The organism is Vibrio sp. 1-1(7), from assembly GCF_013048485.1.
GTDB classification, from domain to species: Bacteria; Pseudomonadota; Gammaproteobacteria; order Enterobacterales; family Vibrionaceae; genus Vibrio; species Vibrio fujianensis.
Map to the genome: position 1 here is coordinate 207,604 of NZ_VHSP01000003.1, position 19,416 is coordinate 227,019.

Sequence of the window (19,416 nt, forward strand, 5' to 3'; positions counted from 1 at the left end):
GCTAACCTTATGTATTTAAATATTTCTCAACAACAATTAGCGCATAAAAATGGATTAGCAACCGCTAAAGAAATTACACAACAGCCTGATGCTTGGCAAAGAACGTTACAAGGATTAATGCCTTTGCAAGCGAGCATCAACGATTTTATGAACACCTTTTTTTCTTATCCGAATGGAAGAATTGTGCTCACGGGAGCGGGGAGTTCTGCTTTTGCTGGACGCGCTCTTGCGCCTTATTTATCAGGAAAACTAAAGCGTCGAATTGATGCAATCGCAACCACCGATATTGTGGCTGATCCTGAAGAGTATTTTGCGGAAAACTGTCCCACCTTGCTGATTTCGTTTGCTCGTTCTGGTAATAGCCCAGAAAGCGTTGCTGCGGTTGAGCTTGCCAGCGAAGTGCTTGATACCTGTTATCATTTGGTGATTACGTGTAATGAGCAAGGTAACTTGTATTTACGAGCCAGCGAAGATGTAAGAAGTTTTGCCTTATTAATGCCACCTGAAACGAATGATTTAGGCTTTGCGATGACCAGTAGCCTAACGAGTATGATGGTTGCTTGTTTACATGCCTTGCTCCCCCAGCAGTTTAATGGAGAACGGTTTAACGCGATAGAACAGGCGTGCCGTGCCATTTTGACCGGCCAGTTAGCCAGTATTACCGCATTGGCTCGTTTAGACGCCAATAAAATTATTTACTTAGGCAGTGGCAGCTTGCAAGGGGTCGCGCAAGAAGCGGCATTAAAGTTACTTGAATTAACGGCGGGTAAGCTTTCTGTCACGTTTGACTCCCCGGTAGGTTTTCGTCATGGCCCTAAATCGGTTGTCGATGATGCCAGTATAATCTTTATTTTTATCTCTAATGACCCTTATACCCGCCAATATGATCGTGATCTCTTGAGGGAGTTACGAGCGGAAAATAAAGCTCTGAAAGTGGTGGCGTTAACCACTGAAGTTGATGCCATGATTGCCGAAGGCGATTATTTTCAAATTCCGCATTTTGCCGATGCAGATGATGCGGCACTGGCTTTCCCATTCTTATTGTTTGCCCAGATTTATGCATTTACTCGCTCGTTTGATCTCGAGATTGGCCCAGATAATCCTTGCCCAAGTGGGGAAGTCAATCGTGTGGTACAGGGCGTTAATATTTATCCGTTCAACCGTTAAAAAGGAATAAACAATGCCAAATATCGTATTAAGTCGCATTGATGAACGTTTGGTGCACGGTCAAGTGGGCGTGCAATGGGTTGGGTTTGTCGATGCAAATATCATCGTTGTGGCTAATGATGACGTTGCCGAGGACACCATCCAACAAAATTTAATGGAAATGGTGATTGCCGAAGGCATTGCGATTCGTTTCTGGAGTATTCAAAAAGTCATCGACAATATTCACAAAGCCGCTGATCGCCAGAAAATTTTGTTAGTCGCTAAAACACCGTCTGATTTTTTAAGGATGGTTGAAGGCGGAGTGCCAATTCAAGACATTAATATTGGCAATATGCATTACGTGGATGGAAAAAAACAAATTCATAAAACCGTTTCCGTCAATGCACAAGATATTGAAAGCTTTGAACAATTAAAAAAACATAACGTGAAATGCCGTGTGCAGGGAGTCCCTACCGAATCTGCTACGGATGTTTTTGAATTACTTTAATTAAGAAAGGAACTGAAAGATGGAAATAGGATTCATACAAGCGTTAATGCTGGGAATACTGGCATTTTTCGCTGGATTAGATCTCTTTAACGGTTTAACTCACTTTCATAGACCTGTGGTATTAGGCCCTTTAGTTGGCTTGATTTTGGGCGACTTACCAACGGGGATATTAGTGGGCGGAACATTAGAGCTAGTTTGGATGGGGTTAGCCCCGTTAGCGGGGGCTCAGCCACCCAATGTTATTATTGGGACGATTGTTGGGACGACATTTGCTATCAGTTCCGGTGTGCCCGCTGATGTCGCGGTTGGGGTCGCGGTACCTTTTGCGGTTGCCGTACAAATGGGGATTACTTTCTTATTCTCTGTGATGGCACCCATGATGTCTAAATGTGACCAAATGGCAGATAACGCCGACACTAAAGGCATTGAACGCGTCAACTATTTTGCGCTACTGGTATTGGGTACCTTTTATTTCCTATGGGCTTTTCTTCCAATCTATTTGGGTGCAGAACACGCCAAGGTGGCTGTTGAAGCCCTACCTAAAACCTTGATCGACGGTTTAGGGGTTGCGGGTGGCATCATGCCAGCGATTGGTTTTGCGGTTCTGATGAAAATTATGATGAAAAATGCCTACATTCCTTATTTTATTCTTGGATTCGTCGCGGCAGCTTGGCTTGAACTCCCTGTGTTAGCGATTGCCGCTGCAGCACTGGCGATGGCATTGATTGATTTTATGAAAAAAGGAACAGACACCGCTGTTGTTGCGACTAAACAAGAGGAATTTGAAGATGGGATCTAATCACAATATCGATGTCAACCAAACGCCTGACGTCCCACAAGATGAATACAGTGATAAATCGATTGGTACTGAGTTAACCAAATCAGACATTAACCGAATGGCATGGCGTTCACTGCTATTACAAGCTTCATTTAACTTTGAGCGTATGCAAGCTGCGGGATGGCTGTATGGGTTATTACCGGCATTAGAAAAAATTCATACCAACAAAAGTGACCTATCCAAGTCAATGCGTGGGCATATGGGCTTTTTTAATACACACCCATTCTTAGTTACGTTTGTGATGGGCATTATTTTGGCGATGGAGCGTTCAAAGCAGAATGTGAATAGTATCCAAAGCACTAAAATTGCGGTTGGTGCTCCTATGGGAGGAATTGGCGATGCCATGTTCTGGCTCACTTTACTGCCCATTTGTGGCGGGATTGGTGCCGATCTCGCATTGCAAGGCTCGATTCTCGGAGCCGTGGTTTTCTTCTGCTTATTTAACGTGGTCCATTTCGGCCTTCGCTTTGGTTTGGCTCATTATGCTTACCGAATGGGCGTGGCAGCGATACCGATGATTAAAGCCAATACCAAAAAAGTCGGTCATGCGGCTTCCATTGTGGGGATGACGGTCATTGGGGCACTGGTCGCGACGTATGTACGTCTTTCTACTACGCTAGAAATTAATGCCGGTGATGCGGTCGTTAAGTTGCAAGCGGATGTGATTGATAAGCTGATGCCCGCATTCCTTCCATTAGTGTATACCTTGCTAATGTATACCCTAGTTAAACGTGGTTGGAGCCCAATTAAACTGATTGTGGTTACGGTTGTGATGGCGGTTGCGGGTCGTTTTATCGGTTTCTTATAACGCTTTAACCGAGAGAGAAAACGGCTAATCAGAGGGGGCGTGAATCCTTAAAGGGATCAACGTACCAGCCAATTGACTTGGTGTTGCCATGAGTGTTGGATAATCGATGACTTCGCTTATGCTTTAAGTCAGCTGGATCCCCCTCTTTAATAGAAGAGGAAAAGAAGATGTTGAGTGTGATTATTTCCGGCCATGGTGCATTTGCCTCAGGTATGGAAAAAGCCATGCACCAAGTGATTGGGGTACAAGAGCAATGTGTAGCGATTGATTTCCCTCCGGAATCAACAACCCAACAACTGGAAGCACAATTTCGAGCCGCAATGGAGAATGTTGGTACACAAGATGGGCTGGTATTTATCACCGACTTATTGGGTGGCAGTCCATTTCGTATCGCGTCAACCCTTGCTTTAGAGCACGGTAATATAGAAGTCATTACAGGGGCTAACCTGCAATTAATTTTAGAGATGATGTTGGAGCGTGACGAACTCAACATTACCGAATTTAGAGAACAAGCCTTGTTATGTGGCCACCGTGGAATGACATGTTTATTTGATGAGTTGGCCAAACAATCACAGACCGAAACGGCATGTGAAGGCATTTAACCGAATGCTTTTGTGATATGTTGAGGAGCGAATAAAGTGAAAATTAATGTAAAACAGATTCTTACCGAGCAAGGATGGCAGCAAGATTACATTATTAGCATCGAAGATGAGTGTTTTACGCAAATTCGGCCTAAGCAGCCCGAAGACGATATATCCACCATGATGCAAGTGGAAGTGATGTTACCCGCACTGGTTGACTCACACGTGCATGGTGGCGCTGGTGTCGATGTGATGGACGGCACGCTCGAATCATTAACCCAATTATCACAACATTTAGCGAGTCAAGGCGTTGGCGCTTTTCTCGCAACCACGGTTACCGATCAGCTACCACATATTGAACGTGCTTTGATTAATGTGGCTGAAGCCATGGTGCAAGGTGTTCCTGGGGCGACGATTTTAGGCAGTTATTTAGAAGGCCCTTATTTTACCGAACGGCATAAAGGTGCTCATGATGCCAGTTTATTCCGTGAGTTGGACACACAGGAACTGGATCATCTGATCGCAGTCAGTCGAGACACATTAAAAGCGGTTGCGTTAGCACCAGAAAAAAAGAATGCATGCCACGCCATTCGTCATTTGAAACAGCGAGGACTCAACGTGATGTTGGCACATACCAATGCGAGTTACGCTCAAGCAAACTCGGCATTTGAGGCCGGTGCAGATGGCATTGTCCATTGCTACAACGGGATGAGTGGCCTTCATCATCGAGAACCCGGTGTGGTAGGCGCTGGGCTCAGTGACTCACGAGCTTATATTGAGTTGATTGCAGATGGCCATCATGTTCATCCAGCAGCAATGAAAATTTGTGTCAGTTGTGCCGCAGAACGTTTAGTGCTGATCAGCGATGCCATGCGTGCAACTGGCCAACCTGATGGTGAGTATTTCTTGGGCGGTAATGCGGTCCGTATGCAAAGCGGCATTGTGACCACCCAAGAAGGGGGATTAGCAGGGAGTACTTTAGCGTTATTCCAAGGGGTGAAGAATTTATCAACCATGGCGGGTGTGGAATTAAAACATGCGATTGAATCAGCCAGTTTATTTCCGGCTCGTTTATTGGGTGTTGAGGATAAATATGGTTCCATCGCTGTCGGTAAAAAAGCTAATTTTTTATGCGTTAACCCAGCGATTGAATTAAAAGAAACCTGGGTGACATGATTTCCGCAGTATTGATCAAGCGGTATCTTCATTATAATGAAAACCGTTTTGATGCCTACTATTTTGTTGGGGAGACACCTCATGAGCTGGTTGATCAAAACGAAATGGTGGCTTTAAGAGTTTAAATGCCAGTCCAATTTTTGGCTTCTAGGTATATGGAGGTCTTAACGGAATCGCTTTAGTAGGCCGAAGTCCTCTCCTCTAAAAATACTTATTCTTACATAGAGCTTGTGCTTTGATCTCTTTATCTAAGTGCCTGTGAAAAGTAACAGGAAGAAAAATTTAAGGGGCTTAGTATTATACCAGTGATCATTGAAGATGCTTGATTTTTCATAAAATCAGGATCATGCTACGCTCCATGAAAATAACACTGACTCCCCAACAGAAACTACAACTCGAAGAGATGCACGATTCCACTCGTGATGGTCGAGTACGTGACCGCATCAAAGCGGTCTTACTTGCGTCTGAAGGTTGGAGTCAGGCGATGATTTCTCAAGCTCTTCGCATTCACGAATCGACTGTTGCACGTCACCTCAGCGACTACGTGCTTTCTGAAAAACTCAAGCCTGAAAATGGTGGAAGCCAAAGCAAGCTTTCTGCTACCCAAACCATGCATCTAATCGAGCATTTGACTGAAAAAACTTATTTCCATACCCATCAAATCGTTGCTTACGTCGAGGCTGAATTCGGCGTTCGCTACACAGTTGCAGGCATGAATAAGTGGTTACATCACCATGGTTTTTCATACAAAAAGCCTAAAGGTGTACCGCACAAGCTAAAACCTGAAGAGCAGCAAGCATTTATCGAGTATTACAACGAGGTGCTTAAGTCCAATGATGCGCCAGTGCTTTTCATGGATGCTGTTCATCCGACTCAATCAACAAAGCTCAGCTATGGCTGGATCCGTAAGGGTCAGGATAAGCTTATTGAAACGACAGGTAGTCGTACTCGAGTGAATTTAATCGGTGCTCTCCCCCTGAAAGATATTAGCGCCACGATCACCGATACTTATGAGACGATAGATAGCGAGAGTATTGTTCGCTTCTTTTGGAAGCTCAATATAGAGCTTCATTACTTTCCGCCATATAGTCCGAACTTAAATCCGATAGAGCGGCTTTGGAAAGTAATGAATGAGCATGTGAGGAACAACGTCTATTTTCCCTCCAAAGCAGCATTCACCTCTGCTATCAAAACGTTTTTTGATGTAACGCTCCCTGAAGTTGCAGGCTCACTCGCATCCAGAATTACAGATAATTTTCAGATATTGAAACCTGCATCTTCAAGTTGAACGGGTATAGTAGGGGAGAAAATAGATTTGAATAACATTAGGCGGCCCTATATGGAAGACATTAGCTACACCAATGAAATGTCCTGAACCGCTTTAGGTTATGTCCAGCTGTCGAGAACAGCATGTCGACCGTGACAAAAGTGAGTACGATTTATTGAGGAGATGTTTGTACAATAATGACGTTAACTCCTTGATCTTGTAGTTCTTTCAAATATTCATCTGGAATGTTTGAATCAGTGACCAGCGTATCAATGTTGTTAAATGCTCGAATCATGTGGCAGCTGCGTTTGCCAAACTTACTTGAATCTGCCACAGCAATTATTTTATCTGCCACTTCACACATGAGTCGGTTGAGGGAGGCTTCCTGTTCGCTGTATGTTGTAATACCCGCTTTAATATCGAAACCATCTACGCCTAAGAACACTTTATCGAAGCGATAATTTTGCAATCCTGCTTCTGACTTTGGTCCTGAAAAAGACATAGCTTTTTTTCTCAAAACGCCACCGGTCATTAAGACTTCAACGCCTGATTTCGATGAGAGTTCCATCGCGACATCGAGTCCATTAGTCATCACGACTACGTTTTCGACGTTATTTAAATAACGTGCAATTTCTAGCGTCGTGGTACCGGAATCTAGGATCACAGTGTCACCATCTTCTACGAGTTTTGCTGCCGCCTTACCTAAGAGCGCTTTACTCTCAGAGTTATGACGTCGTTTTTCGTGGACCGACAACTCAGAGATTAATCCTGAATTAGGGATTGCTGCGCCGTGTGAACGGACAATATAGCCATTCTTTTCAAGAAAAGAGAGATCGCTACGAATTGTAACACTGGACACATTAAACTTAGAGGCCAAGTCTTCAACACGGGCTCTGCCGACAGAATTGACTAGCTCAACAATTTCATTGCGTCTTTCGACCGCCGTTATCATTGGATTACTCCTGTAACATGAAACTAACTTTCATTTTGTTTCTTTAAAAGGATTATATACTAAATCGAAAGCAAGCTTACAACAAGCTAACCACTTGCGAATTGTTTTTTTTATAAAGTATCGTTAACCAAGCGTCGCATCTGACTTTTTTAAACAGCGCGCCATTTTTAGTATTCAAACTCTAATATTCAGGGGGTTGTCGGCGATATAAAAATTAAATAAGTGCAGGCTCAACTCAGTTAAACTAGTTTGATTGAATCATGTTGCAGCTTTCAATTCCGTGACAGGCTGCACTCTTCTCTTCTTCATCTACTTTCATCTAGGTATGCAGCGCACAAATAACTTATTTAATATTCGTCCAATACCTGCTGGCATCAAAGTATTTTATTTAAGAGAATTAACATTTTTAATACTTACAGTAACTTATAAGATCTAAAAATGGACACAATCTATCATTTTGATAATACGAACTAGTATACTAAACTCATCTTATTGTATATCAACTTTCTTTTTCTTTTGTTTTTTTTTGCAAGTTGGTAATAAGGTAAAAGTCATTACCTTTCGTTTGTTTTCGTTTTGTGCATAAAGTCACAAAGGGATGATGAAAAACACGGTACAATTCAATGATATTTAAATAATTATGAATCTGCGTGAGAGAAGTGTTTGGTATTCAATGTATGTAGTTTTTATTTAATAGATTCATGAGGAAGTCAGATGTTTCATTTGAACCAGTATGGTTTTGCTAAACGATTAGGGGCCGGGTTTGCCATCATCATCCTATTGTCGTTGGTGATTTATGGAGAAGGTCTTCGCTCTCACTCGGTGACGAAGAGCCAAGTCAGTCAGTTGATTAAAGCGCATGTTGGCGTACGTGAAGTGTTTGGTTTGCAAGTATTAGAAAATAGCTACCTTAATACACGAGACCCTGTTTATGCTCAACGTTTCAAAAAGTGGCATAAGGTCAACTTAGATAATTTTATTGCTAATGAACATATTTTTACTCATCCGGATAACCGTGAATTAGTTGAGACATTTGAATTTGCAAGTGTTGCTTATGGCAAGGAATTCGATGCCTTCAATCAACAGATGAATAAGGTTCAAAGCATCAATAAGCAGCTTGAACAATTAGAAGAAAAGTGGGCAAGTGAGTTTTTATCTGACAGCGCACAATTGAGATTAATACAACTAAGTAAAGCAAGAATGCAGGTTGAACTGCAATTAGAACCGTCATTGATTGAAGCGTGGCAGCATCAGCTTGAAGAGTGGAATCGCAATATTATGGTGACGGGTAACGAAGTTGCTGAATATCAAAATGAGTTAAATCAAGTTGCTCAGTATGTTTCTAACCTTGTTCATACTCGTGAAGTAATGAACACATATGCAGTACAAGTGCGTGATAGTGCCAAAACGTTAGCGAGTAACATTGAAACCCAAATGGAGGAATCGGAGCGCTTTAGTTCGATAGTCAGTATTGTGGTTTGCCTGCTTTCCGTTATTGCGAGCTTCTTTATTGGTTTGGTGATTACGCGTTCTGTGGTTACCCCGGTTAATGCGACTATTCGTATTGTAAAGCATTTGGCTGCGGGGGAATTACACCATCATTTGCCAACCACAGGTAAAGATGAAATGGCCAGCCTTGCGATTGCGATCAACGATATGACGAGATCGCTACGTGCTATGGTAGGGGACATCAGTCATAACCTTGGTGCACTTAACACTATCGCGGCAGACGTGGGCGTGATGGCAACGGAAAACAATAACGGCTCGAAAAGACAGTTATCAGAATCTGAACTCGTTGCGACGGCGATGACTCAATTGACGGCAACAATGAATGAGATTACAGGCAGTATTTCTGAAGTTGCAGAAAGTGCAGGCAGAAGTCAGCAGCTCATCAATCGTTGTAATGAAGTGACCGACGACGCGATTAAGGGTTTTACCACACTAGATAGCAATATTATGGGGGCATCCACTGTCGTTGAGCAGCTAGCGAAAGGGACGGAAAACATCAGCTCCGTGCTTGAAGTCATCAATAGCATTTCCGAGCAAACCAACTTATTGGCACTGAATGCCGCCATTGAAGCGGCACGTGCTGGTGATCAGGGGCGTGGTTTTGCTGTGGTGGCAGATGAAGTACGTTTGCTTGCACAACGAACACAAAGCTCGACTCTAGAAATTAAAACCATCATCACCTCATTGCGTGAAGATGCCTCACAAGCGGTTGAAGTCATGGAACAGAGCCGCAATGCGATGTCTGCCTCTCACCAACAAGTGAATGATATTGCTTCACACCTGCACAATGTTCAAGATTTAGTCAGCAATGTTGCTGATCAGGCGATTAACTTATCATCGGCATCGGTTGAGCAAAACGTGACTGCTGAGTCATTTAACGAAAGCATGCAAGTCATTGTCGATATTACCCGACGTTATTCCGAGCGAGCTGAACAGCTAGAAAAAACCGCAGAGCAGTTAGCTGCTTGTAAGGATGACATCAATGAGCATGTCTCTCAGTTTCATCTGTCTTAATTTTACTATATCCAAATAGATCACTCATGCCCGGTTTGTATGCAATTGCATGCCTTCAGGACTGTTTGGTTTTTTAGTTGTTTCTATTGGTATTTGTATCAATAGTGGGTATTCGCATACTTAGCGCGTCTGTAGACCAAGTATTTGGAGTTGTTGGGTATATCGTTTTGGTAACGTAGAATTTAAACCAAGGAGTTCAAGTGAAAATTTCACGCCGTAATTTTCTTAAATCTATTGGAGCGTTAGGGGCGAGTTTAAGCTTGAGCCCGTTAGTTCATGCTCAGAACCAAAAGCCGAATGTGCTGTTTATCGCCATTGACGACCTAAACGATTGGATTGGTGGGTTACGTGGTCATGTACAGGCAAAAACACCGAACATCGATCGTTTGATGCAAAAAAGCCATAATTTTGTCAATGCCCACTGTGCGGTCCCCGTTTGTGGTCCGTCACGTAACGCGATTTTGTCTGGTATGGCGCCAACGACAACAGGTTGGTACACCAACCGAGAACTTGGTCTGAAAAACTTTCCAGCGATCGCTGAAGAAGTGATGGGCAATATTCCCACCTTACCACAGCATTTTAAGCAGAATGGTTACTACACCATGGCGTGTGGCAAAATTTTCCATCATGGTACCTCGGACTATCGTGCAGAAAAGCAGTGGCACGTTGAGCAAGATAAATACGAAATCAAAAACCAGGAATACCTCGATCGTGGTTTTGGCTATGGTCGTTACGGCGTCAATGATCACAAATACTACCCATTTCCGAAAGATGGCGGTCAAATCGTCACGACATTTGGTCCGGATGCGAAAGGGAAATCCCTCTGCTGGGGCGAACTTGAGCGTAAGGATATCCCAATGGGCGGCTTGATGCCGGACGAATATTTTGCACATTGGGCGGCCGAGCAACTGCACAAAGATTACGATCAGCCTTTCTTTTTAGCGGCGGGTTTTATTCGACCGCATGTGCCTTTCACTGCGCCGAAAGAGTATTTTGATATGTTCCCGCTTGAGTCTATTCAGATGCCGGACATTATCGAAGACGAAATGAAAGATATCCCACTTTACGGTAAAGCCATGACGATGGGCGCAATTGAAGGAGGGGACCACGCAGCAGTAGAAAAAGTGAGTCCGACGTTCTGGAGAGAGCTGGTGCGCGCTAACCTGGCTTGCATTGCTTTCGTGGATGCGCAAATTGGTAAAGTCTTAGATGCGCTTGAGTCGAGTAAATATAACGATAATACCGTGGTGATGCTTTGGTCTGATCATGGGCAAAATTTTGGTGAACACCGAAACTGGCGTAAAAACACGTTATGGGAAGAGTCTACTCATGTTCCCTTAGTAATTAAAATGCCGAAACAGACACAAGGTGTGGAATATACAGAAGCGGTAAGCTTACTTGATGTTTACCCGACCATTACATCACTATGCGGTTTGCCAGAAGTGCCTTCCAACGAAGGGTTAAGCCTGACCCCTTTCATTAATAACCCTGACTTTAAACGAAATAAGCCAGCGGTGATGACTTGGGGATATAAAAACCATGCCGTGCGTGATGAACGCTACCGTTACATTCAATATCGCGATGGTTCTGAAGAGTTGTATGATCACAACGTCGATCCAAATGAACATACCAACCTGGCAAATCAGTCAGAATACAAAGGTGTGATTGAAAAACTCAAAGTATGGATCCCAACAAAGAATCGCTTACCTTATGGTATGGAAGACTTTAAGCAAGGTGATTTCTTAGAAAAACACTTACGCGAGTGGGAACAAAATGATGTTCCAGACTTCTTAAGCTAATTTATAGTTAACTAACTTCAAGATGCCGACGCAAGTTCGGCACTTTTTTATGGTTACGTATGGATATAAATCTCTCTTTAGTTTTGCTGCGCTGGGTATGAATCTGAGTGCGTTATCCTGAAAAATTCAGAATGTGACTTCTGTCCCTTCTTTTCCTCCTCGCGCGTGGTTTATTTGTGATTTATTCTTTTCGAATCCTTTCTTTTTTGATTTTTTACTAGTTTTTATATGAAATCCTTACCAAGATCACTTACTTCGAAAGTGTTTGTAAATATAATGAACATCTTCGTAAGTTGAGGGTAAAGGCTACGACACCCCGCAACTTTAAAACTATGGCCTTATCATCAAGGGGTGAATAAGAATGTCGATGAACAAAAACACTAAGTTGAGCAATTTAGTCAAATTGACACTCGCTACATCGATGGGTTTTGTCTTTACAACAAGTGTTTCAGCAAACGTCAATATTGATAACCTAACCGGACTAGCTGCCAGTGGTGGTGCTGATGCTTATGATGTGTACAACTTAAAAGCACTGTATGAGTATGTTAATGCAAACCAGGCATGGAACTCAGGGCTTTATCAGTTGTTAGAATCCGCAACCACTAAAGAAGAAGCGGCGGCGCTGGCGAGTGCTCTCAGTCCAGATCGCAGCGGGGCGTCGTTATACAGCGTAATGTCATCACAATCTCTCTTTTCCAATACCTTACGTAAACGTGGCACAGACTTTATCTTAGGGGATTACGGTAACACTTCTTTGTGGGTATCGGTTTTGGGGGCAGATTCAAGCCACTATGTGACGAATGATGGTAGCAATCGCTATGATGGTTATAACTCAGAATCCACGGGTATTGCCTTCGGTTACGATCTTATGCGTTCAAGTGATGCAATTGTTGGGTTAGCATTCAGTCAACAAAAAACAGACGTGAAAAACCGTCTGACTGGCCGTAGGCTGGATATCGAAAATTACTATGCGGCCTTGCATGGTCTGTTCAAATTTGACGACATATATATTTCAGCACAAGGTATTGTTGGTTGGTCTGATTACCTAAGCAAACACAATGTGAATGGTGTTCCTTCTTACTCAGGTTCAACCGCTGAAGATGCAACGTTTGGTGGTGATAACTACGGTGTGAGTGCGGATTTGTACTACCCACTTTACGTTGGTTCTTTTACTGTTCTTCCATCTGTTTACGCCAATTACCAATTGGTTCGCGTGGATGGTTATAAAGAAAATCAAGCCGATAATTCTCTAGTAGTGAAAGATTTTGACAAACTTGAGCATGAAGCCTTGTATCTCGGTGTTGGTGTTGAAGTCGCGAACAGCATTTCCACTAACCTGGGTATTTTCTCTGCACAAGCGAAATTTAAAGCCAAACAAGAAGTGCTTGATCATACCACCTTCTCCAAAGGTCGTCTGGCTAATAGTGGTTATGAATTTTCAGCGCCAATTGCACAACTTGATGACACTTTCTATGAAACCAACGTCGATTTCATCTGGGAAACCGCAAGCAACTTCTCATTTAACCTCGGTGCTCAGTACTCTTGGAGTGATTCACAAGACACGACCATGTTCTACGGCCGTGGGGCGTACTCTTTCTAATTTAGTGGGTTGTATTGAAAATGAAAATGACACTTAAACTCCTGCCACTTACTGTCTTCTCTGCATTACAAAGTGGCGCGGTCATGGCTGCAGACATCGATACTACGTCTTATTTACAGCCTGCGGGACACATGTATTTCTTTGAGCAAGGCATGCCTGCGCCCATTCAGGCGGAAAAAGGCACGCTGAGCTTAAATAATGATTTCCGTAAAGACGGTGATACGGGTCTTAAATGGGAATTTGAGCGTAAAGGTAAGCTCATTTTTAACCAGCCAATTGGCTACAAGCACTTTGAAGCCAACGGTAAAGACCAGTCGACCAGTGCCTTTACCACTTGGATTTACAATACCAAAGCGAACAAAGGTCAATTGCGTTTTTCATTCAAAGAGGCAGGTAAAACTCAAGTCTACTTTGATGTAAACATGGATTTCGAAGGTTGGCGTCAGTTAATGATTCCTTTCGAAGACATGACAGGTAAAGCAACGGAAACCATGGATCAGTTGGTGATTGACACCACAGATATGGCAGATAAGGGAACGATTTACCTGGATCAGGTGATGGTGAGCATTCCTGTTGATCCTCGCTGGGCTACACGTGACGCACAAGTCCCGTTTGTGAATTTAGCTGCCGATACCGCGCCAAACCAACATTGGTTAGCGTTGCATCGTTATTATGGTTTTATCAACCAATATCAAGATCGCCAGCATGAGAGTGCAAAAGTCACATCATCCGCTAAGGCGCCTCGTTCTATTGCTGATATTCATGAGAAATTGCATGCGTTTGCACTTGGTAAAGCACAAAGTAACAGTCATGCAAAATTAGCTGAGATCGAAAAGAAATACGCCTCTTATAACCTGAAAGAGGTGGATGGCGTTATTGTTGGTGAAGGGCTTGATAACTCAAACCGATTGAAACTGTTCCTCGACAAAGGCGTAAATCGTGGTTTGCTTGATGAGAATGGTTTTGAGGTTGTTTTTGATACTGCCGATTTGCGTCGCTATGGTGAGTTAATGCTCGATATTGCGCGAGCATTGCAAGGCAAACTTGATGATAACACGCGTGCGGATCTCACTGATAAGTACGTTAAATTAACGCGCTACGCATTAGCACAAGGCTATACCGCTGAGAGTGGCGTTGGTACTGTGCATCACTTTGGTTATACATTGCGTGCGCTATTCCAGGCGCATTACTTATCACGTGATCTATTGCAAGCGCACGGCTTAAGTAAAGATGTTACTGAGATGATGGCATGGTTCTCGGGTGCAGGGCGTATCTACCGACCAGTAGAAGAGATGACCAGCTTCAACGTTGATGTCATGAACACGCAATTGCGTGGTATGTTGTACAGCATCTTGATGCAAGAAGACGCTGAAAAACGAGACATGTTGTTGGCACAGTTTGGTTTCTGGCTGTCTAAGTCTATCTCAACTTCTCATGGTCTCAGTGGAGGCTTTAAGCAAGATGGTTCTATCTTCCACCACTCTCAACACTATCCAGCATATGGTAACGGAGCGCTAACCGGTCTGACACCTGTAGTTGAAGCGTTAGCTCGCACAAAATATGCGATCGACACTCATGCCCATGAAACGCTGAAAAAAGCAACCGCAATGTCGGAAATATGGAGCAATGATGGGCTAACATTAATGTCCATTACTGGCCGCCACCCAACGGGTAAAGAAGGCATCTCTGTTGAGCCGTTCCAGCACATGGCAATGGCTGGCACACCGGACGGCAAACAAGATATTGACCCGGATATGGCATCGGCATACCTGCGTTTAACCAAAGGTATGAAAGATGACTCATTCCGTCGTTTCTTGCTAGATAAAGGCTTTAAAGCGGGCTCTGTCGCGCAGGGTAACTGGGCAATGAACTATGCCAGTATGGGCATTCAACGCCGAGATGACTGGGTTGCTGCCGTACGCGGTTTCAGCCGTTACTTAGTCAGCCATGAATCCTATGCGAATGCAAACCGCTACGGACGTTACATTAACTATGGTCAATTAGAGATCATGGATGCAGACGGTAAGACGCGTGCATTCAGCCATGATGGCTGGGATTGGAACCGTTGGCCAGGCACGACAGCAGTCCAGCTTCCGATGGGGCAGGTTGAAGCGCATCTACTCAACGTTGACCGTTTCTCTGGTTTAGAAGAGATGTTGTTCTCTGAACAAACCTATGCTGGCGCAGTTTCTAATGGAAAAAATGGCTTGTATGCCATGGTGCTGCAAGGCCACCCTAAATATGATGCCTCTTTTCGCGCTAACAAGTCGATCTTTTTCTTTGATAACCGAATTGTTGCCCTAGGTAGCGATATTGTGACCAAGGTAAACGACTACCCAACACAAACGACTTTGTTCCAACATGCGATTCGTTCTCCACGCGATACCATATTGGTTAACGGTAATGCTTACCAGGGGGCTGAAACAGCGTTGAAGTCCACCAGAAATGGTCACCAACAAATCATCGACCCAGATGGTAACGCTTATTTTGTTCCGGGTAACAGCGTCGTCAAAGTTGCGGCTCAGAAGCAGCAGTCACTACACCAAAAGAACAGCTCTGTAACTGAGGGTGAATTTGCCACGGCTGTGATTGATCATGGTAAAGCGCCTAACAAGGCGGGATACGAATACGCTGTTCTAATCAATCCAGAACAAAAAGAGTTACTGACTTTTGCTAGCACTTTGGATGATAAAAAGGCGGCTCCTTACCGAGTCCTGCAAAAAGATAGCAAAGCACACGTGGTCCTTGACCGTGCGAGCAGAACCACTGGCTACGCTGTTTTTGCTCAATCAGAGTTCAAATTTGGTGTGATTGCGAGTGTAGACAAACCAGCTATGTTGATGGTGGAGAAGAAAGGCCAAGCTATTAATCTAGCGATGGTTAATCCAGACCTCAACTTATACCAAGGTAAGGATGAGTCGCAGTACACCGAAGACGGTGTGCAAAAAGAGGTGAGCATCTACTCTCGTGAGTGGCGTCATAGTCCATCTCAACCAGTAGCTAACTCATTGGTGCTTAAAGGTCATTGGCAAGCCGATAGCTTACCAACAACGGTTTCATTAACACGTGTTAAAGACACAACCGTGGTTAACTTCACCACAGTCGAAGCCAACCCGATCCAAATAACACTGAATAAAATTAAATAATGCGTCGCGGGGTTGCCCCCGCGTCCTCTAGAAGGAATAGACATGAGTATTTCAAGTCGTACCGTGTTAGCTGCCGCGATTTCAATCGTATTGTCAGGTAACGTATGGGCTGACGCTGCTAAATCGACAGAAAAAGAGACCGCGCCAGTAGTTGAACAACAAGTGAATATGATGACGCCGAAGATGCTCTCATTCGAAGAAGCGTCTGTGCCTGATTATGTGTCGATCGATGGTGAAGGTTCTGTTGATGTCACTAAAAAACGTTTTTTGAACGGTTCACAATCTCTGATCTGGAAATATGAACCAAACGCACCGCTTGTTATCGATCAAAGCTTTAATTTCTACCCAATAAAAACCATTCGAAAAGAGTGGGGTCGTTGGGGTTACACCGTCCTCTCTACTTGGGTTTATAACGAAGAAGCAAATGATGGTGAGCTAGAATTCAAACTCGGCTCAAGCACAGCAAAAGCGAAACTTAACTTTACAGGTTGGCGAGCAATCGGCTTTGCCGTTGAGCGTGATATGAATGGTATGCCATCGTCGGTAATGGATGGCTTAAGCATCACACCGAAAACAGATAAACCTGGTCAACTTTACATTGACCGCGTTATGGTCAGTATTGATGATGCCCGCTACCAATGGTCAGACTACACGGTTATGACCGCGATTGACGTACCAGAAATCGATTTCAAACTGCCAAAAGAGCTACCGCAAGCAAGTGCAGAAGAAATCGTTGGCGTTACGCGTATCAAAAATGACCTGATTAATTACTACATTAAAGAGAGTAAAGCGAGCGCCAAAGTACTGCGTGATATCGATAAAGAATTCGCGAACATCGGCTTAACTCAACATGCTGATGGTGTGATTAATGGCCCTCATATCATCACCAAAAAACAAAATGTGATTTACCAAGTAAAACACATGAACGCTTATGACAAAGCGTTGGTTGATGGTTACTACTACCTGCGCCCATTCTCTGAGTTGATGAGTAAAATCGCTCGTACTTATTTAGTGAGTAATGACGCTGCTGTTCGCCAAGACCTGGCTAACAAATACATTCTGATGTCTAAGCACCTATTGGATCAAGGTTTTCAAAAAGGCTCTGGCCTAATTTCCACCCACCACTGGGGTTACGCATCGCGCGATTGGTACGCATCCATCCTATTGATGGAAGATGAGCTGATCAAAGCCAATCTAATGAAACCAGTGCATGACGCTTTGTTGTGGTACTCGCGTGAATTTAATGAGCGTGGCTTTGGTATGTTTGTCAACAAAAAGTCCCTGGATATGGACTATTTGAACACACTCTTGCTTGCTCAACTTTCTATGACGCTGACTGTGCCTGATCAGAATGAGCGTGTTGCGTTAATGAATAAGTTTAGTGACTTTATGTCTGCTAACCTGACGCAGGTGCCAGTGGGCTATGAAGATGGTTTCCGTCCAGATGGCACCGCTTGGCGTCATAAAGGTAACTACCCAGGTTACTCATTTGCGGCACTTTCTGCGAGTGGACATCTTGCGTACTTACTGCGCGGCACTCTATTCGAGTTGTCTACTGAGGCGCGTCAAGTATTGAAAAAAACGATGCTGGCGGCACGTACTTACAGTAATAATAACCCAGGTCTGGGTGTGATTGGTCGTCGTCCATTCTTTAAAACCAGTGTTGATAAAGTGGCGACAGGTATGCGCTACCTAGCTTTAGCGGGCGTAGAGTCGAATCAAGTAGATAAAGAGCTAGCCAGCGCTTATCTCCGTATCGAGCAGCTTTCCGAAAAAGATGGCACTAAGATTTTTAAAACTAAGGTCACACCAGAATCTCACCCACAAGGCTTTACGGCGTTTAACTACGCAGCGATGGGTATCCATCGTTTTTCCGACAAGATGGCGACCATGAAAGGTTGGAACAAATACGTGTGGTCATCAGAGATCTACGGCGGCGGTGGCCCTGCTAACCGCTACGGTCGCTACCAATCACACGGTACAGTGCAAATTCACAAATTTGGTGAAGAGTCAGATTACGGTTACGATCAAAACGGATGGGATTGGAACCGTCCACCGGGTGGTACCACGATCCATCTACCGTGGGAGCTGCTTGATGCGCCAAACCCACATACGACAATGCTAGTAAACGACGTTAAGTTTAACGGTGCAACCAGCTTAGATGGTAAGTACGGTACGTTTGGTTTCATCCTGCAAAACCCAACTCGTTACGCACCAGTAATTGATCCTGCTTTCACGGCGAAGAAAGCGGTGTTCAGTTTCGACAACCGTCTGGTACTGACGGGTAATGATATCCGCAACAATAACAGCGAGTATCCGACAGAAACGACACTCTTCCAACATGGCATCACTCAGCTAACAGACTCTTTGAATGTGAATGGTGAGAAGATCACTCAGTTCCCATACGAAGCAACGCTAACAGAAGGTGATTGGTTGATCGATGGCATGGGTAACGGTTACTACATCGTAAAAGGTGCCGAAATCCAAGTTCGTCGCCAGGCGCAAGAATCACGCGATAACCAGAAAAAACAGCCAACTTTCGGTAACTTCCAATCGGCTTGGATTAACCACGGTGTGAAACCAGATAACGCTGAATATGAATACATCGTTATTCTTGATGCTACACCAGCGAAAATGGCACAGGTTGCAGACGCGGTGAAAGCGGGCGATGTGTACGAAGTGGTGCAAAAGAACAGCAACGTTCACGTTGTTCGTGATAAAGCCACGGGTGCAACGGGTTACTCTGTATTTAGCTTTGCACGTATCACGGATAAATATGTTCGCGCCGTGAGTACATCATCTTTAGTGATGACTCAACCAGAAGGTGAAGACAAGCTGAAACTAAGCGTGGCAAACCCAGACCTCAACATGGAAAAAAATACGCTCAGTGATTACGCTCCAGTAATGGTGACACTGCACGGCGCATGGGAACTCACGGGTGAACACAGCAACGTGAAAGCGGACGTGAAAGGCAGCAAAACGACCGTATCCTTTATGTGTAAAGATGGTCTGCCAATTCAGGTCACTCTGAAAAAAGCATAAAGATCGAACGTATATTTAAGTTGATCAAGC

At 44.0% G+C, this 19,416-nt stretch carries 13 protein-coding genes; 12 read left to right on the forward strand and 1 reads right to left on the reverse strand.

The window, feature by feature from the left end; genetic code table 11:
* Positions 1-9 precede the first annotated feature (9 nt).
* The 7 genes from FKN05_RS12460 (at position 10) to FKN05_RS12490 (ending at position 6,345) form a co-directional block, all read left to right on the forward strand.
* Positions 10-1,167: an SIS domain-containing protein gene (locus FKN05_RS12460; RefSeq protein WP_170887671.1), complete on the forward strand. Its 1,158-nt coding sequence runs from the start codon at positions 10-12 to the stop codon at positions 1,165-1,167.
* 13 nt (positions 1,168-1,180) lie between these two features.
* Complete coding sequence (gene agaV / locus FKN05_RS12465; protein ID WP_099610735.1) at positions 1,181-1,654, forward strand: PTS N-acetylgalactosamine transporter subunit IIB; 474 nt, start codon at positions 1,181-1,183, stop codon at positions 1,652-1,654.
* A 19-nt stretch (positions 1,655-1,673) separates the two neighbouring features.
* On the forward strand, positions 1,674-2,453 hold the full coding sequence (gene agaW / locus FKN05_RS12470) for a PTS N-acetylgalactosamine transporter subunit IIC (RefSeq protein ID WP_170887672.1): 780 nt from the start codon (positions 1,674-1,676) through the stop codon (positions 2,451-2,453).
* Positions 2,443-3,300, forward strand: coding sequence for a PTS N-acetylgalactosamine transporter subunit IID (gene agaE, locus FKN05_RS12475; RefSeq protein WP_161428197.1), 858 nt, complete (start codon positions 2,443-2,445; stop codon positions 3,298-3,300). The genes agaW and agaE overlap by 11 nt, the downstream gene beginning before the upstream one ends.
* Before the next feature lie 167 nt (positions 3,301-3,467).
* On the forward strand, positions 3,468-3,902 hold the full coding sequence (gene agaF / locus FKN05_RS12480) for a PTS galactosamine/N-acetylgalactosamine transporter subunit IIA (protein ID WP_099610733.1): 435 nt from the start codon (positions 3,468-3,470) through the stop codon (positions 3,900-3,902).
* Positions 3,903-3,938: 36 nt separating this feature from the next.
* The gene (nagA, locus tag FKN05_RS12485; RefSeq protein ID WP_099610732.1) at positions 3,939-5,057 is read left to right on the forward strand and encodes an N-acetylglucosamine-6-phosphate deacetylase; all 1,119 of its coding nucleotides are present in this window, start codon (positions 3,939-3,941) and stop codon (positions 5,055-5,057) included.
* A gap of 358 nt (positions 5,058-5,415) precedes the next feature.
* A complete protein-coding gene (locus FKN05_RS12490) occupies positions 5,416-6,345 on the forward strand; it encodes an IS630 family transposase (protein ID WP_099610731.1) in 930 nt (309 codons plus the stop codon).
* Positions 6,346-6,496: 151 nt separating this feature from the next.
* Here the strand turns inward: FKN05_RS12490 and agaR are convergent, their stop codons facing one another.
* Positions 6,497-7,276 carry a transcriptional repressor AgaR gene (agaR, locus tag FKN05_RS12495; RefSeq protein ID WP_099610730.1) on the reverse strand — a complete coding sequence of 260 codons (780 nt, stop codon included), beginning with the start codon at positions 7,274-7,276 and terminating at the stop codon, positions 6,497-6,499.
* Between the two features lie 714 nt (positions 7,277-7,990).
* Here agaR and FKN05_RS12500 point away from each other — a divergent pair.
* From FKN05_RS12500 to FKN05_RS12520, 5 genes are all read left to right on the forward strand, one after another.
* Positions 7,991-9,799 carry a methyl-accepting chemotaxis protein gene (locus tag FKN05_RS12500; protein ID WP_170887673.1) on the forward strand — a complete coding sequence of 603 codons (1,809 nt, stop codon included), beginning with the start codon at positions 7,991-7,993 and terminating at the stop codon, positions 9,797-9,799.
* A gap of 200 nt (positions 9,800-9,999) precedes the next feature.
* Positions 10,000-11,598 carry a sulfatase-like hydrolase/transferase gene (locus FKN05_RS12505; RefSeq protein WP_170887674.1) on the forward strand — a complete coding sequence of 533 codons (1,599 nt, stop codon included), beginning with the start codon at positions 10,000-10,002 and terminating at the stop codon, positions 11,596-11,598.
* Positions 11,599-11,959: 361 nt separating this feature from the next.
* A complete protein-coding gene (locus FKN05_RS12510; RefSeq protein WP_099610729.1) occupies positions 11,960-13,198 on the forward strand; it encodes an autotransporter outer membrane beta-barrel domain-containing protein in 1,239 nt (412 codons plus the stop codon).
* A gap of 26 nt (positions 13,199-13,224) precedes the next feature.
* Positions 13,225-16,344 carry a chondroitinase family polysaccharide lyase gene (locus FKN05_RS12515; RefSeq protein ID WP_170887675.1) on the forward strand — a complete coding sequence of 1,040 codons (3,120 nt, stop codon included), beginning with the start codon at positions 13,225-13,227 and terminating at the stop codon, positions 16,342-16,344.
* Between the two features lie 42 nt (positions 16,345-16,386).
* Positions 16,387-19,386 (forward strand): chondroitinase family polysaccharide lyase, encoded by a 3,000-nt coding sequence (locus FKN05_RS12520; RefSeq protein WP_170887676.1) that lies wholly within the window; start codon positions 16,387-16,389, stop codon positions 19,384-19,386.
* Positions 19,387-19,416 lie beyond the last annotated feature (30 nt).